Origin of the sequence: Moorena sp. SIOASIH, from assembly GCF_010671925.1 — a bacterium.
GTDB lineage: Bacteria > Cyanobacteriota > Cyanobacteriia > Cyanobacteriales > Coleofasciculaceae > Moorena.
Genome location: NZ_JAAHIH010000004.1, coordinates 190,207 through 208,634 on the forward strand (window position 1 = coordinate 190,207; position 18,428 = coordinate 208,634).

The 18,428-nt window shown below is 44.7% G+C and carries 14 protein-coding genes and 1 pseudogene; 10 read left to right on the forward strand and 5 right to left on the reverse strand.

Annotated elements, in window-relative coordinates; translation table 11 throughout:
* Positions 1 to 99 precede the first annotated feature (99 nt).
* The 6 genes from F6J90_RS22165 to F6J90_RS22190 all read left to right on the forward strand — a co-directional run bounded on the left by F6J90_RS22165 (position 100) and on the right by F6J90_RS22190 (position 5,993).
* Positions 100 to 1,860 carry a ribonuclease J gene (locus tag F6J90_RS22165; protein WP_293098352.1) on the forward strand — a complete coding sequence of 587 codons (1,761 nt, stop codon included), beginning with the start codon at positions 100 to 102 and terminating at the stop codon, positions 1,858 to 1,860.
* A gap of 894 nt (positions 1,861 to 2,754) precedes the next feature.
* A complete protein-coding gene (locus F6J90_RS22170) occupies positions 2,755 to 3,132 on the forward strand; it encodes a Mo-dependent nitrogenase C-terminal domain-containing protein (RefSeq protein WP_070394323.1) in 378 nt (125 codons plus the stop codon).
* Positions 3,133 to 3,192: 60 nt separating this feature from the next.
* The gene (locus F6J90_RS22175; RefSeq protein WP_293098354.1) at positions 3,193 to 3,963 is read left to right on the forward strand and encodes a hypothetical protein; all 771 of its coding nucleotides are present in this window, start codon (positions 3,193 to 3,195) and stop codon (positions 3,961 to 3,963) included.
* A 158-nt stretch (positions 3,964 to 4,121) separates the two neighbouring features.
* Positions 4,122 to 4,373 (forward strand): hypothetical protein, encoded by a 252-nt coding sequence (locus F6J90_RS22180; protein ID WP_293098357.1) that lies wholly within the window; start codon positions 4,122 to 4,124, stop codon positions 4,371 to 4,373.
* Between the two features lie 54 nt (positions 4,374 to 4,427).
* Complete coding sequence (locus tag F6J90_RS22185; RefSeq protein ID WP_293098359.1) at positions 4,428 to 5,603, forward strand: murein transglycosylase A; 1,176 nt, start codon at positions 4,428 to 4,430, stop codon at positions 5,601 to 5,603.
* 171 nt (positions 5,604 to 5,774) lie between these two features.
* Entirely contained in the window at positions 5,775 to 5,993 is a 219-nt protein-coding gene (locus F6J90_RS22190) for a hypothetical protein (protein WP_293062404.1), read from the forward strand.
* Here the strand turns inward: F6J90_RS22190 and F6J90_RS22195 are convergent.
* The 3 genes and pseudogenes from F6J90_RS22195 to F6J90_RS22205 all read right to left on the reverse strand — a co-directional run bounded on the left by F6J90_RS22195 (position 5,990) and on the right by F6J90_RS22205 (position 11,373).
* Positions 5,990 to 7,636 carry an ABC transporter substrate-binding protein gene (locus tag F6J90_RS22195; protein WP_293098362.1) on the reverse strand — a complete coding sequence of 549 codons (1,647 nt, stop codon included), beginning with the start codon at positions 7,634 to 7,636 and terminating at the stop codon, positions 5,990 to 5,992. The two genes, F6J90_RS22190 and F6J90_RS22195, sit on opposite strands and share 4 nt — an antisense overlap.
* A 498-nt stretch (positions 7,637 to 8,134) precedes the next feature.
* Positions 8,135 to 9,649 carry a reverse transcriptase domain-containing protein gene (locus F6J90_RS22200; protein ID WP_293090920.1) on the reverse strand — a complete coding sequence of 505 codons (1,515 nt, stop codon included), beginning with the start codon at positions 9,647 to 9,649 and terminating at the stop codon, positions 8,135 to 8,137.
* Positions 9,650 to 10,210: 561 nt separating this feature from the next.
* Positions 10,211 to 11,373 (reverse strand): annotated as a pseudogene (locus tag F6J90_RS22205) (transposase).
* Positions 11,374 to 11,597: 224 nt separating this feature from the next.
* Here F6J90_RS22205 and F6J90_RS22210 point away from each other — a divergent pair.
* The 3 genes from F6J90_RS22210 (at position 11,598) to F6J90_RS22220 (ending at position 15,652) form a co-directional block, all read left to right on the forward strand.
* Positions 11,598 to 12,875, forward strand: coding sequence for a DUF6745 domain-containing protein (locus F6J90_RS22210; protein WP_293098365.1), 1,278 nt, complete (start codon positions 11,598 to 11,600; stop codon positions 12,873 to 12,875).
* A 286-nt stretch (positions 12,876 to 13,161) separates the two neighbouring features.
* Positions 13,162 to 13,950, forward strand: coding sequence for an RNA methyltransferase (locus tag F6J90_RS22215; RefSeq protein ID WP_293098368.1), 789 nt, complete (start codon positions 13,162 to 13,164; stop codon positions 13,948 to 13,950).
* 232 nt (positions 13,951 to 14,182) lie between these two features.
* Positions 14,183 to 15,652: a serine hydrolase gene (locus tag F6J90_RS22220; protein WP_293098371.1), complete on the forward strand. Its 1,470-nt coding sequence runs from the start codon at positions 14,183 to 14,185 to the stop codon at positions 15,650 to 15,652.
* An 18-nt stretch (positions 15,653 to 15,670) separates the two neighbouring features.
* On the opposite strand, the gene obgE is transcribed toward F6J90_RS22220, so the two are convergent.
* Positions 15,671 to 16,720: a GTPase ObgE gene (gene obgE / locus F6J90_RS22225; RefSeq protein WP_293098374.1), complete on the reverse strand. Its 1,050-nt coding sequence runs from the start codon at positions 16,718 to 16,720 to the stop codon at positions 15,671 to 15,673.
* Between the two features lie 153 nt (positions 16,721 to 16,873).
* A complete protein-coding gene (locus F6J90_RS22230) occupies positions 16,874 to 17,575 on the reverse strand; it encodes a Mo-dependent nitrogenase C-terminal domain-containing protein (RefSeq protein ID WP_071105569.1) in 702 nt (233 codons plus the stop codon).
* A gap of 165 nt (positions 17,576 to 17,740) precedes the next feature.
* On the opposite strand from F6J90_RS22230, the gene F6J90_RS22235 reads away from it, so the two are divergent.
* A complete protein-coding gene (locus tag F6J90_RS22235; RefSeq protein ID WP_071105568.1) occupies positions 17,741 to 18,091 on the forward strand; it encodes an EamA family transporter in 351 nt (116 codons plus the stop codon).
* Positions 18,092 to 18,428: the final 337 nt, after the last annotated feature.

The following is an 18,428-nucleotide window of genomic DNA, read 5'->3' on the forward strand; positions in this document are numbered from 1 at the left end:
ATTGCTTTATCTGTGTGATTGTTATATAGAATATCCCAAAAAGTAAATTGGGATCACTTTTTTAAAATTTTTACTATAAAAAAAACTCAGAGGAGTCAAATGACTAAGCAAACATCTAAACCAGCTTTAAAAATTATTCCCCTAGGCGGACTCCATGAAATTGGCAAGAACACTTGTGTTTTTGAATTCAATGACGAAATCCTGCTCTTAGATGCTGGGATTGGCTTCCCTAATGATGAGATGCATGGAATTAATATCGTCCTCCCCGATATGACCTATCTACGGGAAAATCGTCACAAAATCAAGGGCATGATTGTCACTCACGGTCATGAAGACCATATTGGTGGCATTCCCTATCATTTAAAGCAGTTTGATATTCCCGTGATTTATGGACCCCGCTTAGCCATGGCATTACTTCAAGGCAAGCTAGAAGAAGCTGGTGTAGCTGACCACACGGAATTGAAACGTGTAATGCCCCGTGAAACGGTACGTATCGGTTCTTCATTCCTTGTAGAATTTATTCGCAACACTCACTCGATTGCTGATAGCTTTACCATTGCCATTCATACGCCAGTGGGTGTGATTATCCACACAGGTGATTTCAAAGTTGACCATACCCCTGTGGATGGAGAATTCTTTGATTTCCAAAGACTAGCGGAACATGGGGAAAAAGGGGTTCTGTGCTTGATGAGTGACTCGACTAACGCGGAAGTTCCTGGACATACTCCATCTGAACGTTCGGTTTATCCCAATCTAGAACGGGCCATTGCCCAAGCACCAGGACGAGTCCTAGTGACTACCTTTGCTTCCTCAGTTCACCGGATAAGTATAGTCCTGGATATCGCCCAAAAACAAAACCGGAAGGTGGCAATTGTGGGTCGTTCCATGCTGAATGTGATTGCCCAAGCTCGCACCCTAGGTTACATTAAATGCCCAGATCACTTGTTTGAGCCGTTAAAAGCCATTAAAAATATAGCGCCAGAAAAAATCCTGATTCTGACAACAGGTTCTCAAGGGGAACCGCTAGCAGCAATGACTCGTATTTCTAAAGGGGAACATCGGGAAATTCAAATCCAAGCAGGGGACACAGTGGTCTTCTCTGCCAACCCCATTCCTGGTAATACAATTGCGGTGGTGAATACCATTGATCGGTTAATGAAACTGGGAGCCAATGTAGTGTATGGTCGTAAGCATGGCATTCATGTTTCTGGTCATGGTGCTCAGGAAGACCATAAACTGATGTTGGCTCTAACACGACCAAAATTCTTTATGCCGGTGCATGGTGAACATCGGATGCTAGTTCACCATGCCAAGATGGCTCATAGTATGGGTATCCCTGTGGAAAATACTGTGATTACTGACAATGGAGATGTGGTGGAGTTATCTGAGGACAGCATTAGTATTACGGGTAACGTCCCTTCAGGTATTGAACTGGTAGACCGCACTGGTATTGTTCATGACAATGTTATGAAAGAACGTCAGCAGTTGGCTGGAGATGGAGTAGTGACTGTAGCTGCAGCAATCAGTTGGGATGGCACACTCCTTGCCAAGCCAGAAATACATCTGCGGGGTGTGGTCTCACCGTTAGAAACATCCCTCCTGCAACAGTTGGTGATCAAAAGAATTGAACGGACATTAAGCGATCGCTGGTCAGATTTTGATAAATCCTTGACAGAGAAACCAACTGAAATTGATTGGCAAGGCTTGCAAAAGCAAATTGAAGCTGACCTCCAGCGTTTAGCTCGCCGGGAACTCAGGAGTCGTCCCCTGATGGTGTTCTTGCTGCAAACTCCAGAGGAACCACCAGTTAAGGTCACAGGTACACGGCGTCGGCGCTCTACTGCTAAGGTGGCATCATAAGCAGAAGGGTGAAGGTTGTTCGCCCTTGGCGTCCCTGTTGCCTTCTTTTCGTCCTTAATTCCCAAAAAGACTGACTTCAACACTCAGGAAACAACTAAATGTTGAAGTCAGTCTTTTTTTTTATGACATTAAAGTCACTGATGAGTTATTCTAATCAGTGTGATGAGTTATTCTAATCAGTGTGATTACTCAATCCCTATTGCCAAATTGCCAAAGTTCCGTAAGACTGACCAAGCTTGGTCATTACGGATCTTGGCAGCATATCAGTAGATGCAGTTAATTACACAGATAAGCTAGTTTCACAGATAAGCTAGTACACATTTAACTGATCTATTGGAATTGATCACAGCTTGTTGGCAGTTGATGCTTAACCCTTAACAGTCAACTATGCTTTAAGCGTCCTACTTGGAAAGCTGCCCTTGCCAGCTATCAGCTCTGATGCCCCTGTAGCGAAGGAGCTTACGCTGGAGTACTAAACCAAAAGCTCAGTTTATGTCCCTCGGAACTATAGAAACCAATTGCTCCAATTGAGTAGCGTAAATGGGTATTAGCTTACCTGGTTCACACTAACTGCTATCTATAGGATTTTTCCTAACCTAGCCATGTTTGTGTCGATTGACTACATATATTTAATTAGATTTTAAGATCAGCTGCTGATTTCCAGCAGCGAAGAGACCCTATGCCAATGGTGATAGGGTCAGGAGAAAAAAGGCGGTATGCCTGTAATAACCACCAAGATCGGCTCTCCTCAGGCAGAGGGGGGGGTGTTATCTTGCTCTGGCAAGATATACATAAAAATGATCCTCTGTCAATCCGGTATGAGAAAGATATCTTGTGTAGTTATATTACAGGCGACTGGATTACCGCCTACTAGTAGTATCACAGGTAAAATACATGAGTGTATCTGATTATACAATAAGTAAGCTAATCATTACAAGTCGGGTTTGGATTAACCCAGGAACAGATTCCTCCAAGATTACAATTCCTGCCTTACTCGGCAAGACCAGGAAGACTTTTGATCTGCTGGAGTCATTACGGCAGTGGCTGAACCAAATTGAGGTTGATAACCCCAAATTAGCCCACCGTCTCTGCCGACTAATTCCAGCCCAGTGTCCTTTTGAACGGCAGATTAAACTGTTCAATCGCACTCTACTTCGGATTCCACCATTGTGTAAACTAAATCCTGTCTATGATGAAGTGGTAGCCCTGCGCTTCCGAGCACTGTCTTATCTGGCGGATGAATGTGGTGAAGATATCACCTGTTACTGCTAAAATTCCGAAACGAGAATTTTAGCTGCGGGCGTCGGGAAACCGTGCCTATTAGAAAACATCATGGCCATTATTGCCCTAAAAGCCTGGTATCTCCAAAAGTACGAACCGATAAAAGAATTGGAGAAACGCCACCATGACCTGCGTTTGAGCAAAAATAGTTTGCTTAAGTCAGGCTTAAGAGCAGATTTTTTGGATGATAGCCAGGATGTGAAAAACTCTGAATGGTTTAAGCGCTACCTAGCAGGGGAAACGATCGAGTTCTATATAGAAGGTAGTGGGGGCTATGCCATTTCCAATATTGACTTGATTTCTCACGAGATTTACTTCACGAAGCGAGAGGTAATGGCACAACTGTCGCCCATAATCTTTGTGAGTTACCAAACTGAATATAGTGCCTCTAGTGAGGCTTTGCGTAGCACCCTGTCAGATACCCTAGACACTTTTAATCAGCGATCGCGTTTACCTCTAACCATAGAAGAATCCCGACGCCCAATTGGTCAACCAATGCGCCTGGGGAGTACCCAGATGCGCAAAATCCGCAAAAGTCTGGTGTTCATTGCTGATGGCACCCCCGTGGCTGGTGTAGCAACGGAAAACAAACCGTTACTGATCCCTAGTCCCTATGTTTGTGTGGAAATCGGCTATGCTTTAACGGCTAAGCCGACGGAACAGATTTTGTTGGTGAAGATGGAACGACCAGATTTACCAGGACAGTTTCCTTTTGATCTGCCTAGCTACCAGCAGCTGATTTGGCAAAATCCACAGGAACTGCGCCAAATGTTGCCAACGGTGATGGAAAATTTGTTGAAACGGTTTAACTTATCAACCTAAGTAGTCTGTAAATCTCAAGCAAGACTTGTGGATAAAGGACAAAGGACGTGTAAGGGGATTTGGTTTATTGGGAATCCCTTTGACCTTTGTCCTTTGACTTTTTGCCTTCCCCTTCAAGGTCGCTGATAATAGTTGGGATGGATTAAGGAGAATTTTCTATGCCAAGAACCCCAGACGAGTACGCTGTTCACATTCTTTTGTCAAGTGGTCACCGGGAAGAAGTACGGTTTGCCACAATTAAAGAGTTTCAAAAGTGGTATAGTGGCGAACTTATCCCAAAATCTAACTCTGAAGACTTCATTAGCGTACCCATTAAAAATGTCCAAGGGGAGTACATGGTAGTACGTCCTGCTCGTATCACTGCTATCCGGGTGGAACCTATTTTCTCTGGTAGCGTCGAACGTTTTTAATACAGCTTGACTGCTTTGACTGGGCAATAGCTGGTGATTGAATTCTTGGCAAGTATGAGAAAAACTCTAACTAGGATTTCCCTGACCATAGGAATAGCCCTCCTACCGATTAGTGGTGCTGCAGTTGCTAGTGTTCCTCTGCAAGCGGTTCAACTAGATACTGTTCAGTTCAATGAGGATCCATTGGGTTTAGATGAACAGCTTTGGAAGCGTCCTGGTGGTCAGTCAGGGGACTGGCGAGCCATGTTGAAAGCCATAGACAATAGCTTGCGTTATCTGAAAACCCCTAGTGCGGCTAAAGCTTACCAAAACTATTCCGTACCAGGAGTAACTCGCGATCGCGTCCGCCGTTCTCTAGTCCGTTTCCGCCAACTGCTGATCAAGTCCCCTACTCCTCAAGCGTTGCAAGCTGCTATCCAACAAGAATTTGTCTTTTACAAGAGTGTGGGGAAGGACAATCAGGGAACTGTTGGGTTCACGGGTTATTTTGAGCCAGTGTATGCTGGGAGTCGCACACCTAGTGCTGAGTATCGCTATCCCCTTTACCGACTACCTTCTGATTTCCAACGTTGGCAAAAACCTCACCCAACCCGTGCGGCATTGGAAGGATGGGATGGTTTAGGTAAAAATAGCCCACTACGAGGGCAAGAACTAGTTTGGTTACGCGATCGCTTAGAGGCGTTTTTGGTTCACGTTCAGGGTTCAGCCCGAGTTAGAATGCCGGATGGCACCTTGATGAGTGTGGGCTACGCCGGTAAGACGAGTCATCCCTACACTAGTATCGGGCGACAACTGGTTAACGATGGCAAGATGGAGCTAGAAGGGCTAACCCTGCCTGCAGTGATCGATTATTTCCGCACGTCACCGACGGAACTGAGTCAATATTTACCCCGCAATAAAAGTTTTGTGTTCTTTCGGGAAACCAGGGGGGCACCTGCTACCGGTAGTCTTGGTTTGCCAGTAATGGCTGAGCGCTCGATTGCTACGGATAAATCTATCATGCCTCCAGGAGCCTTGGCCCTTATCCAAACTAGTATTCCTTATCCCAATGCTGTGGGTCAGTTGGAATCTAGGCTGGTCAGTCGCTATGTCTTGGATCAGGATACTGGTAGTGCGATTAAAGGGCCGGGTCGAGTGGATATATTTATGGGTACTGGTAAATTGGCAGGTAATCGGGCAGGGCTGATTAATGATACAGGAGAGTTGTACTATTTGTTGCTTAAAAATTAAGACCACAAAATAGTGCTGAAGCTTTAACTATAAACTTGAACTATTAAAAAAAACTTTAACTATCAAACTATACATAAAATTATACATAAAAATTTACTCTAAAACACACCTGATCGCCTACATTACCCGTTGAAACTGAGAATAAAGGCTAAAAAAACGAGGTAGGTCAATATGAGTCGTTCTCAAGGGTCAAACCAAAATTATTTCAGTGAGCTTGATGTGGTTGCTGTGATGTTTTTCAGTTCTTTTGTACTTGGCTTTATTCCTATTAATATTGCTTTTAACCAAAACCTACCAGTTAATGAGGATTTTGTCAATCCAACAGAAGTAGAACTTTGGGGGGTTGAACTTTCCCCCGGCTTAAAGCACGGGGGCAGCCCGTTAACCTAATTTCCCTTATCAATCTCCCACAGTGGCAATTGTTGAATTGGGTCTAACTGGACATTCTTTAACCCTGACTGGGCAAAAGCGTATTCCTTTGGTTGCCATAAGGGTATTAAGGGTACATCCTTTGCCAGCAGTTCTTGAATCTCCGCAAAAATCTGCTTTCGAGCGACTGGATCTGATTCCCGACGCTGTTGCTGAATCAGTTGATTCATGCGATCGCTATAATAAAACGACCCCTGAGAGCGACTGGCTCCGGCTTCACACCCTTTCCCAAGGGAACCTTTAGTACAACTGACTAAAGGCTGAATAAAGTTATCGGGGTCAGAAAAGTCAGGATACCAATCGACTAAGGCACTCTGATAAACTCCCTTACCTAGATTGCCAAAGAAATTCGCTGACTCCACAGTTTGGGGCTGGATTTCCACAATTCCCCCAAGTTCCTGGGCAGCATATTCTTTCAGAAGACTGGCAAGTTGTTGCCGGGTTGCTGAACCTGAGGAATACCAAATTTCTAATGTCAACGGATTGTCTTTCGTAAATCCCGCTTTGGCTAGCAGTTCTTTGGCTTTGGCAATATTACCGTCACCGTAGGCGTCTTTAAAGGTTGGCTTGGAGACATCAAAGCTAGTGGGAATGATACTAAAGGCTGGTGCAGCTTGGTTTCTTAGCACCCGTTCGTTGATCAGTGTACGATTAACAATCGCAGCGATCGCTTGTCTGACTTCTGGTTTATCCAACGGTGCCATCTGAGTATTGAGCACCATGTAGTTAATATTATTGCTGGGAGATTCTATGACTTGCCAACCGCCAGAGGCTGCTCCTTTTTGCAAACTGAGGATTTGATCGGGATCTAAACTTTGATAACCAATGTCTACAGCACCAGTTTTGATGGAATTGAATAAATTAGCGGAATTGGTGAGGATTTGAACGTTTAATCCCTGATTGGGGGGTTTTTTACCCCAATATTCTTCAAACACATCTAGGCGAATCCCATTTGGACTAAACTTGACTAGCTTATACGGACCAGTGCCTACAAATTTGGTCGGTTCAAATTTACCACTACCAATTTCATAGGCATTGGGGGAAACAGCACAGGTTCCGGAGAAAGCTAACAGTGCTGGAAAGGCAGCGAAGGGATTTTTGAGTTTAATCGTGAGTTCGTACTCTCCAGACGGTTCAATGGAATCTACCAAACCTTCCAGTAGAGAAGAGGGCTTGCCACCATTTTCGATAAACCGACGCAGGGAAAATGCCATGGCTTCAGCGTTAAATGGGGTGTTATCATGAAAGACTACACCTTGGCGTAGGGGAATGGTGTAAGTTAAGCCATCCTTGCTGATGGTAGGCATAGCAGTTGCCAGTTGTGGCACTAATTCTGAAGTACCCAGCTTGTAGGTATAAAGGCGATCCCCTAAGCTGTAATGGATGTTACTAGCTGCTAGTTCGTAGGCATCGGCTGGATCGAGGGTTCTCGGTTTTAGGGTAGTACCAATGGTGAGTCTATTACTGTTACTGGTGCTGGAGGAACCTGTCTGTTGATTGCTTGGAGAACCACCACAACTAATAATTAGGAAGCAGCTACAGAGGAATAAAGCTAGAAATTTGCTAGTTGAACAGTGTTTGCGGGATAGGGGAAACCAGTTCATGCTTTGGTAATTGTGATTAGCTACAAGTAATTTCTTATCGTAGCTATCTTAGAACCAATTTCAAAAAATCTAGCGTTGTAGAATACAGCGATGATTGATGGAGAGGGGGGTTCTTCCGTAATTAGTATGCTAATTTAGCATAAAAAATAAATTATCAAAATATCAAAGCTATATAACGTAGTAGGTTTATTTAATTTAATCTAACAGTTTAGCATAACAGGTACCGAATAGCCATATTATTTAATCCTCAATCCTAAGTATTGACACTCCCCGTCCTAGAAGAACGGGGATTCTTTGATCAACGAGGTCACTTGCTTCTTCAGACCGGAATCAGAAGAAGTAGAGGCGTCCTCTCCTAAAGCGTTGGGATCGATGATCCAGGTTCCGGTGTGCCCCACCGTACCCAAGGCTGTTACGGTCGATGCCTGGTATTATCCAGGGCACCTCCGCTTCAGAACTGGACGTGAAACTTTCGCCTCATCCAGCTCCTGAGTATCCTCAACCTTTCGGCTTGCCTAACGGCAGGCTCCAGTGGATTTCTTGGTGGCAGCTTTGATGTACTGCCATTAGGTTCTTTTGCTTCCAATTGTCGTGGTTTCCATCGATGTGATGAAGATGTACATATTCGTCGCTTAGGAACCTATGTCCGCAATGTCCACAGGAATGGTTTTGCTTTTTCAAAGCTTTAGAGGTAGCATCGTCGTATAATATGGAGTTCCTCAAACTCCAATAGACTAGGTCTCCATCGTAGGGGGACTTAGTCCCTTTAACGTTTACGTGTTGATTTTGTTCATACCCTACTGCTGGGAAGCCTTTCTTACATAGTTCATTGGCTCTATACCGGTTTACTTTCTTTTCCTTTCGGAATTTACGGTTTGTGGTTTTATTCATGAACCATAAACTATCTCGGGAACTGCTCATGTCGCAGCTTTTATGGTAATTCCTCCATCCGCGCACGATTGGAGCTAATTTTTGGGCTTTTACTTCAGCGCCATAGTTCGAGTTGTTGACCACGGCTTTAATCTTCTTTCGGATGTTCCGATGGTTTTCCACTGAGGGAATACATCGGAATTTTCCGTTTTTCTGGACTCTCATATGCCAGCCGAGGAAGTCAAATCCGTCTGTCGTTTTGGTCAGCTTGGTCTTTTCTTGATTTACCTCTAAGCCCCTTTGGGCTAGGAAGTTTCTCACTTTATCTAAAATCTTCTCAGCGTTGTCTCTAGGCTTAAGAATAAACACCATGTCATCCGCGTATCGGATGCTGGGGTGGATGTTTTCTATTCCGTCAAGCGCAATATTGGCTAAGAGTGGACTAACCACCCCACCTTGGGGCGTGCCTTGCTCCGGGAATTCCGGATTGATGCCTGCTTTTAGACATCTGAATATCCCCATCTTCAGACCCGCAGGTGCTAGCAATCTATCCATAATGGAGCTATGGGAGATGCGGTCAAAGCATTTCTTGATGTCTAGTTCGATTACCCTCTTTTTAATGCCGTTGCTGTTTGATTTTAGGTGTAGGAACAGGCGCTTTTGTGCGTCTTGGGCACTTCGGCCTGTCCTGAATCCGTAGCTGTCGGCACTGAATGTGGCCTCATGGGCTGGTTCGAGAGCATACTTGGCTAGACATTGCCACGCTCTGTCTTGGATTGTCGGTACTTTCAACATTCTCGTACCCCCATTTTTCTTGGCTATGGGTATTGCCCTTAAGCCTTGGTGCGTCCAGTTTTCCGCACTGGATACTAGTTTTTTAAGTACCTCGAACCGTTCTTTGTAGGATAAGGATGATTTTCCGTCTACTCCTGCGGTTCTTTTTCCAAGATTTAGCTGTGTCACTTGACGGATTGCCAGCATTTGTGCTGAGCGGGATTTCAGAATTAGTTTTTGTAAAGACCGCGCCTTTCTCAGGTCACCATCTCGAACTGCTTTATACACTCGCTTTTGTAGGCGGAAAAGGTTCCGGCGGAGTTGCTTCCACTTTTGACTTTTCCAGAGGTCACTATATCTATTTGACATGTGTCTACCCGTGCTCTTCATCAGTTTTGTGTACTCTGGATACCCGCCACCAGTTTAATGATGGCATCCTACCCGACAGTGGGGATTGAGTTTGGCATAACTTACCGAGGCTCGACTACACCTCAGACCCATATTTGCTGTCGTTTTTACTCGTTCCATCTATCAGATTGTTTTGGTGATTTAGGGCAGTCCAATTTGCCTACCCCCTTCTCAGAGATTACAGCTATCGAAAAGATAACGCTGTGAGAATGAGAGGGTCAAGTCGCACATTTTTCATTCCAGATTGTGGCTTCATCCTTAGACACTTTTCTAGGACTAGTTTTACCCATGTCACCTCCCCGTTAGCGCCAGTGATACCTATCTGCTTCGGTTCTGATTGCGCCCTGGTGCCAGCTTCACTCTGCGGAGTTGCCGCTCGCTCGGTGTGGCCAAGATAGGGAGTCACTTGTCTCTTCAAGGGGTGGGTTTTCACCACCATCCGAAAGACAGTTAGAACTTTGAGGTGTTTTTAACCTCGCGAGTCCCCTAGCTCATACCCCTCCAGTCGCTGGAGGCTCCTAGCTAGAACGAGCCGCACCTTTTCAAAATATTGATGGCAGCGTTATGGTCTCTATCCAGCTCGCACCCACATTCACAGACATGAGTTCGAGTTGATAACGACTTTTTGACTACTTCACCACAGTTGGAGCAATTCTGACTAGTATAAGCAGGATTAACTGCTACAGTTTGCTTGCCAAATTTGGTGCCAAAATACTCCAGCCATTTTCTAAATTGATACCAACCTGCATCATTAATAGATTTAGCGAGGCAATGATTTTTTACTAAATTTCTGACCCTTAAATCTTGCCTTACGGCACGCTTCGCGAACGTAGGCGACCACGTCGTTAGAGTGGATTACGCAACGTGCAAGTCTCTTTGCATGTTCTATGCGCTACGCGCAGGCTTCGCCAACACGCTGCCTACTTATTTTAAGGTGCTCTCTGCCTAGTCTATTAATGGCGCGCTTCCGATTGGATGAGCCTTTATTCTTGCGAGAAACTCTGCGCTGATAAAATTTTAGACGCTTCTCTCCTTTTCGATAAAACCTTGGATTTGCTTCTGTATTTCCCTTTGAGTCGGTATAGAATTCTTTTAGACCTACATCTAAACCAATGTTGGTATGAGAGGGTTCTAAAGATTCCTTCACATCAACCTTGACACAGAACTGAACATAGTAACCATCCGCACGACGAACCAACCTAACTCGCGCATAGCAGTTCTTGGTCGTAACGCCACAACTCCCAAGTTCCCTTGAGCTTAAGTTTTCCGTTCGCGTAGCGTGACCGAAGGTCAATCCCTTTTTTATCAGTAAAGTTAATAGACTTAGTGTCAGGTGAAAGTTTCCAGCCAGATGTCTTGTACTCAACTGACCTGGAGAATTTCTTGAACTTGGGATAACCCTTCTTCCCAGGAACTTGTTTTTTGCAATTGTCGTAAAACCTAGAAATGGAGTTGTAAGCTCTTTCCACTGAAGCCTGACAGGCATGAGAGTTTAAGTCTTTAACAAAAGAATACTCAGCCCTAAGCCACGTATTATGGCGATACAGGTCTTTTTGTCCTACACCTTTATTGTCCATCCAATAACGAATGCACTTATTGCGCACGAACTGACCAGTACGTATCGCCTCATCAATACCGGCATATTGAGTTTTATTCCCTTTGACCTTAAACTCTAAGACGATCATTTTGACGTGGAACAACTCTACGTAACATTATAACACAAAAAAAATAAAGCCGTCCTAGAAGGACGGGGCTTGAGACCCAAATTTTTTGGTCAAACACAAGCTGATAGCTGACAACTGACTAATTTGTGAAGAATTGTTACAAAAAAACCTACTTTAGTATAAAAACAGCCAGCTTAACCTGAATAACTAATTAGATCCCATAACTCCTAGCTAACTACCGTTGGATGAAAACACTCCCCCACTTACTAAACTCAGCACTCAGCACTCAGCACTCAGCACTCAGCACTATTCTCAAATCGGGATTTAATGGGAATATCAAACACAGGTATGGCGATATGTGGCAACCCAAAATAAAACATCTTACCCCAGAGCAAGAGACTTTAATTTCAAAATATAAAGAAAAGTGGCACAATTTATCTTTATTGACTGGAGCCATTGATCGTCACGAAGCAACAGTAGCCATCAACGCTGCCTATACAGCCATTGGCAAACCAGTACCAGATATTGTTTTTTGTGATAGCCCTTACGGTTTTTTTAAAATTCTCCTCAACCAACTCCAGCAACACATTGACAGCCAACTAAAGAGTCAACTCCAGCCAAGACTGGAGAGTCAATTGATCAATCAACTACGGCAACATCTCAAAACCCAACTCGGCAAAGAACTCCAACAAGAGCTACTCTACCAACTCGGGCGAAAGCTTAACATTAAACGGATTAGCCGTCAACTTGAAGAGAAACTGTGGCAACCCTTGGACACTTCCATGGGAACCCAACTACACAGGCAATTGCAAAACCAATTGTTATATGAACTAGATACCTCAACAGTTAGTCAACAGCGAATTCGACTGGGCTTGCAAGTACTTGAACAACTTGGGACTGAATTGAGACTATTCATGTCACCCTTATACTGGAGTATTTACAGTAGTCGGTTTGACTTTTATATTTCCGTCCTAAATTGCCCTCACCATCAAAACACATGGCAAATATTCCAATCCCTAGTCAAACACTGTAGTTGGATCTTCCCATTTCAAAACATCTGCTTCGTTTGCGATCGCCCAACCAAGCTCTCATTTGACACTCAACACCGCCTTCATAGAGAAGGACAGCCAGCCATGGAGTTTGCCGATGGTTTCAGCCTATACTCCTATCACGGCGTGACCATACCAGAAAAATACGGTAAACTCAACCCCAACCAGTGGCAAGCTGGGTGGCTTTTAGAAGAACCCAACGCTGAACTTAGGCGAGTCCTAATTGAGGGGATTGGTTACGCCCGAATTTGCCAAGACCTAGAAGCACAGCAATTAGATTCCTGGCAAGAATACACCCTATTAAAAATTAATAACGATATCGATATCGAGCCAATTTTTATACTCAAGATGACTTGTCCTAGCACCAACTTTGTTCACATTATGCGAGTGCCACCTCATGTAGAATCAGCCCGTGAGGCAATTCGCTGGGTAAATTGGAATACTGATCCAGAGGAATTTTTAGTCCAGACTTGAGTCCAACTCAGGTTAATATCAAGTGGTTAATACCAAAGTTACCTTCAAAGATAGCACCATTCCCCATCAGCAGGGATAAGAGGGAGCAGGACTTACGCAGTGACTCTAGCTGTAGGGTGCCTTAATAACGCACCCTACACCATCAGCGCCTTTGTTGCCCAGTTTTGCGTAAGTTCTGAACTTGCACAAATGGTGCAACTGTTTTGTGGTTGAAGGGTAACCTTCAACCTACCCGACAAGGAACGGGACGCCTGGGCAAGAACAACCTTCAACCTTGAAAATGTATATGGGAGTCAGGATTGTTTTAGTAGAACCCGCTGGTCCATTGAATGTGGGTTCTGTAGCGCGAGTGATGAAAAATATGGGGTTATCGCAGCTGGTGCTAGTGAATCCTCAGTGTGACCATCTCAGCCAAGACGCACAGCATATGGCAGTGCACGGGCTAGATATCTTAGAAAAAGCCCAAGTCGTAGCAACCATACCAGATGCCTTAGTCGGGTGTCAAAGAGCGATCGCAACCACCGCTCGTAGCCGCGCCATCCCCACTACTCTCGAACATCCCAGAACCGCCTTACCCTGGTTATTGTCAGCTGGCGTAACCTCTGCCCTGATTTTTGGCCCTGAATCTAGGGGATTGAGCAATGATGAACTCAATCATGCTCAGCGGTTTGTGCGCATTCCCACTAGTTCCACCTATCCAGCCTTAAACCTAGCCCAAGCCGTAACAGTCTGCTGTTATGAACTTTATCAATATCAACTTGATCAAAGTACACACCAGCCATCACCCGTCCCAAGTCAACCCTTATCCCCTACTCCCCCCTACCAAGATGCTGCTACTTTGGACCAGATAGAACGCTACTCTAAGCATCTAGAAGCCCTATTATTGAAAATTGGTTATCTTTATCCCCATACCAAAGCAGCACGAATGGAAAAGCTGCGACGTCTGTTAAACCGAGCAACCCCCACCACAGAAGAAATCAACATGCTCAGAGGAATGCTCCGCCAGGTAGAATGGGCGCTACAATTTTTGCCAAAGTCTGGGGTAGATGATCCGTCAAAACCAAACCAGCCCTAAAATAGGCTTGCATAGGTTGTATTGGAGGCGTGATAGATGGCCGCTTCAACTGTTGGTACTAGATCAAAACTCCGTGATCAGAACACTCAAGAAAAACTGAAAGGGAAGCTTGATACTGCTACATCCATTAAAGTTCTCTCCCTTATCATTAGACCATACTCAGAAAATTCCGAGAACTAGCAGATTGTTTCCGGTTTTATGTATCTGGTAAACCTCAGCCTAAGATTCAGCAGTGGAAAAACAACAGAAACCAACCTCCTCCCGCCGCCGCCAGCGTCGCCACCTTACCAAACAGCCACAAACTAAGGACATTAAATCCTCCAAATCCCAACCAAAACAGAAAACACGCCGCCAAAGCTCATCCCCAAAATCAAATAAATCTCGGTCAACCCCGCCACCTACCCCCCGTACCCGTGCTCGTCTATCCCGTTCACCAAACCCTTCTGCAATTCGCTCCAGTCAATCCCAGCTCAGGGTAGCATACCGCACACCCCAGTTACCAAACCTTCGTAGAAGACTCAATCCCTTTGCTACACCAGCCTCCTCATCCTTGCCCACCATAACCAATTCTCGTAATCCAATTCGGCAACGTCCTCAGCCACAATTAGTTGCTGATTTTTCCCCTAAATCCTCCAAAACAAGCCAACTAAAAGCTAGACTACCCCTCCCAACCCCCAATCACCAATCTGTACAAATTCGGAGAACTCGCCGAGAGCGCCGTTCCGAAAACTCCTCTACCAGGCTATGGATTTTGATTATCCGTTTGCTGATTGTGGGAATTGGTCTCGGAGCGATCGCAGGTACCGTATTATCGAGCTTGGGTACTGCTAGCCAACCATCTACCAAAACCACAGACAATGCTCCAATTGAAGTCCAGCAGAGTTTGAGTCAGACAATTAGTTCTCAATTGACACCCCTGCTGCTCAACAAATCTCCCTTACAAAAACAAATTCAAACTCTAGTAAAGCAACACCCCCAATTGCAACCCGGAATCTTCATCCATGATCTCGATACCGGTGCTTTCCTAGAATCAAATAGCCGTCTCATTTTTCCTGCTGCTAGCACCATTAAGTTACCAATTCTAATTGCTTTCTTTCAGGATGTAGATGCAGGCAAAGTTTTCTTAGATGAATATATAACCATGAAACCAGAGATGATTGCTGGTGGTTCTGGAAACATGCAATATCAAAAACCAGGCAAACAGTACAAAGCTCTGGAAGTAGCCACCAAAATGATCACCATTAGTGATAACACGGCTACGAATATGCTGATTGAACGTCTTGGTGGCATCGAAGTTCTCAATCAACGATTCCGCTCTTGGGGTTTGAAAAAAACTGTACTGCGCAACCCCCTACCAGATTTGCCAGGAACAAACACCACTAGCCCAAGAGAACTGGCTAGTTTGATTTTTCACCTTGAGCAAGGTAAGTGGATTTCTCCCCAATCTCGTACTGACCTGATCGATATCATGATCCAAACTAAGACCAACACACTATTACCCCAAGGACTAGGTAATGGTGCCACCATTGCCCATAAAACTGGCACCCTTGGCCGACTACTGGCCGATGTAGGTTTAGTAAAAATGCCCAACGGCAAGCGTTACATTATCAGCGTAATGGTCAAACGCCCCTTTAATGATGCCAGTGCCGAAAAACTGATTCGCACCATTTCTCGACAAGCCTATGACTACTTTAATAATTAGTCATTTCTTAATTACCGGTTAAACCTTGAAAGTTGACTGTTGAAGGTTGACTGCTGCCTTTGAGCAATCTGCTACTGACAACTGATCTAGAGATTGCCAGATTTTCGATAACAAAGCATCCAAGCCGATTTTAGCAACAGCTGAAATCGAAAAAACTGGTACCTGAGTAAGCTGATTTAGGTAAGTAGACACCTCATCGATCATGTCTTGATCAACCGCATCTACCTTATTAAGGGCAAGAATTTGGGGACGCTCTGGCAATTCTCTGCCATAGGCTTGTAACTCCTGTTGAATGGTTTGATAATCAGCAATCGGGTCAGCAGCAGTAATATCAATCAAATGCAGTAACAAGCGAGTGCGTTCGATATGACGTAGGAACTCGTGACCCAGACCAATACCTTGATGAGCTCCAGCAATCAACCCAGGAATGTCAGCAAATACAGTACCATCCCCAGTTGGTTTTCGAACCACACCTAAATTCGGAATCAAAGTGGTAAAGGGGTAATTGGCTATCTTGGGTCGTGCCGCTGAGAGTGCTGAAATCAGAGTAGACTTACCAGCATTAGGTAGACCAATAATGCCCACCTCAGCCAGTAACTTCAACTCCAAGCGTAACCTCAGTTGCTCTCCTGGTAGTCCAGGTAACGCATGCTCTGGTGCGCGATTGTGATTACTCAGGAAATGCCGATTTCCCAAACCTCCTTTACCACCTTTGGCAACACACAGCATTTGCCGAGGTTTTACCAAATCCCCCAGCATTTCTCCCGTGTCAGCATTGTAGACAACCGTGCCACAGGGAACTTCAATAATGCGATCGCTACCATTTTTTCCCGTCCGATTATTAGGGCCTCCCCGACCCCCATTCTCAGCTCGAAAGCAATGGGCGTATTTGAAATCTAGCAACGTTTGCAGATGCTCTATAGCATTGAAAATCACGCTACCCCCCCGACCACCATTACCCCCCGCCGGTCCTCCAGCAGGAACATACTTTTCCCGCCGAAACGCCACAATTCCATCGCCCCCGTTACCAGCGACAACTTCAATTTCTGCTTGGTCGATAAATTGCATAATTAGTTTTTAGTCCTTAGTGCTTAGGTCTTAGTCCTTAGTGTTTTCTTGACATCAGTCAGTTGAACCGATTCCCCTTAATTAATCTAACTACTAATGACCAATGACTAATGACTAATGACTAATCACCAATCACCAATCACCAATCACCACTTATAAATATGCTGAAACATCTTCACCACAATCATCGGCTAAATAAGATAAAGCCCGGAAGCGCAAGCCGACTAACTGATCATAGAGAGGATTAAGCTTACACATCGGTGGGATGTGGACGATTTTGTGATTAAATAGCTTCACGTCCCGTTCAAACGGACACTGAGAAGGAATCAGTTTACACATAAATCGAGCGACCCGTGGGTCATTAACATCCATACCATCTAACCAATCCCGCATTGGCTGTAGAATATCCGAATGGGGATGGTCAGAACTTCCTGGTTCTTGAGCTAAGGCATCAGCAGAATCGCTTTGCTCAGTTGCCTTACCGTCATAAAGAGTTACCTGCAGTGATTCAAGAGCCTCAACCTTATGACCTAGCGCTTCACAGAACTGGTGTAGAACATCAGCTTCAGTCGCAGAGTACACCCCATCTGCCAAGGCTACCATTACAGCAGTTCGTAGAAAATTCTCTGCCGTTGTGTTATCCTTACCTAAAGCTGCTGCTAGTTCTTCAGGAGTAATCGGTTGATCAAAAGACTGCAAATCAGTACCAGGAGCCAATGTCTCTTGGGTGATTTGAGCCATAACCTCTTGTTCTTCTGGGTCAAAGTGACCATCAGCCCAGGCAACGGCAAATAAACCCCGCAGCCAAGCTGAAATCTGTTCTTCGGTGTAGGTAGCAGTACTGGAAGTAGCCATAAATACTTAAAATCAATCTCCTAACACTATTTTAGGAGCAATCACAATAACTTAAGGTCCTGAAGGTTGAAGCCTATAGCATCAAACTAGCAATCGGATTAAGAAGCATCGACCACTTGTAATTCTGAGATATTCGTGAATCTAGCAGAATTTAGTCTTTTCTTAATGTCAGTCCTAACCAGTGCTACTGGACAGTTCTTGCTCAAAACTGGAGCCGAAAAGCTGGATAAAGTTAACGCTAGCAATTGGCTAGATCAGATATTCAGTATACCCAAGACCCCAGAAATTATAGCAGGGCTAAGTTGTTATGGTTTAGGGGCACTGGCATACATTTTGTTGCTGACGCGGGTAAATCTCAGCGTTGCTGGTCCTTCAGTATCCTTGACTTACGTCTTCTCCGTACTGATGGGCTATTTTTTCTTTAAGGAAACCATCCCCGTTAGCCGTGCCGTGGGGTTGGGTTTGATTATCTGCGGTGTAATGTTGGTAATTTGGAAAAAATCAGTTAGTCATTAGTCATTTGTCAAGACTATGGATGTAAGCCTCTTGTTTACCCGGCTTTTTTAGGGGGGTAATGGGGGGATACCATCCAACCATACAAGCCTTTTACTTACTCAGGACTTACCCACTCAGATCTGTAAAATCAGATCTGTAAAACTGCTGTAATTCCCTATTCCCGGTTCTCTGTTGCCAGAGCCGAAGTTTCCTATTGGCTAAAACCTTAATTTCTCGATCAGCTGCGTAAGTCCTACTTGTGATACACACACATAACTTATTCATAAGTTTGACATCGTGAAAACGCGATCGCGGACAACCGGTAGCAATACTGTAAATAATCACTACTCTAACTATT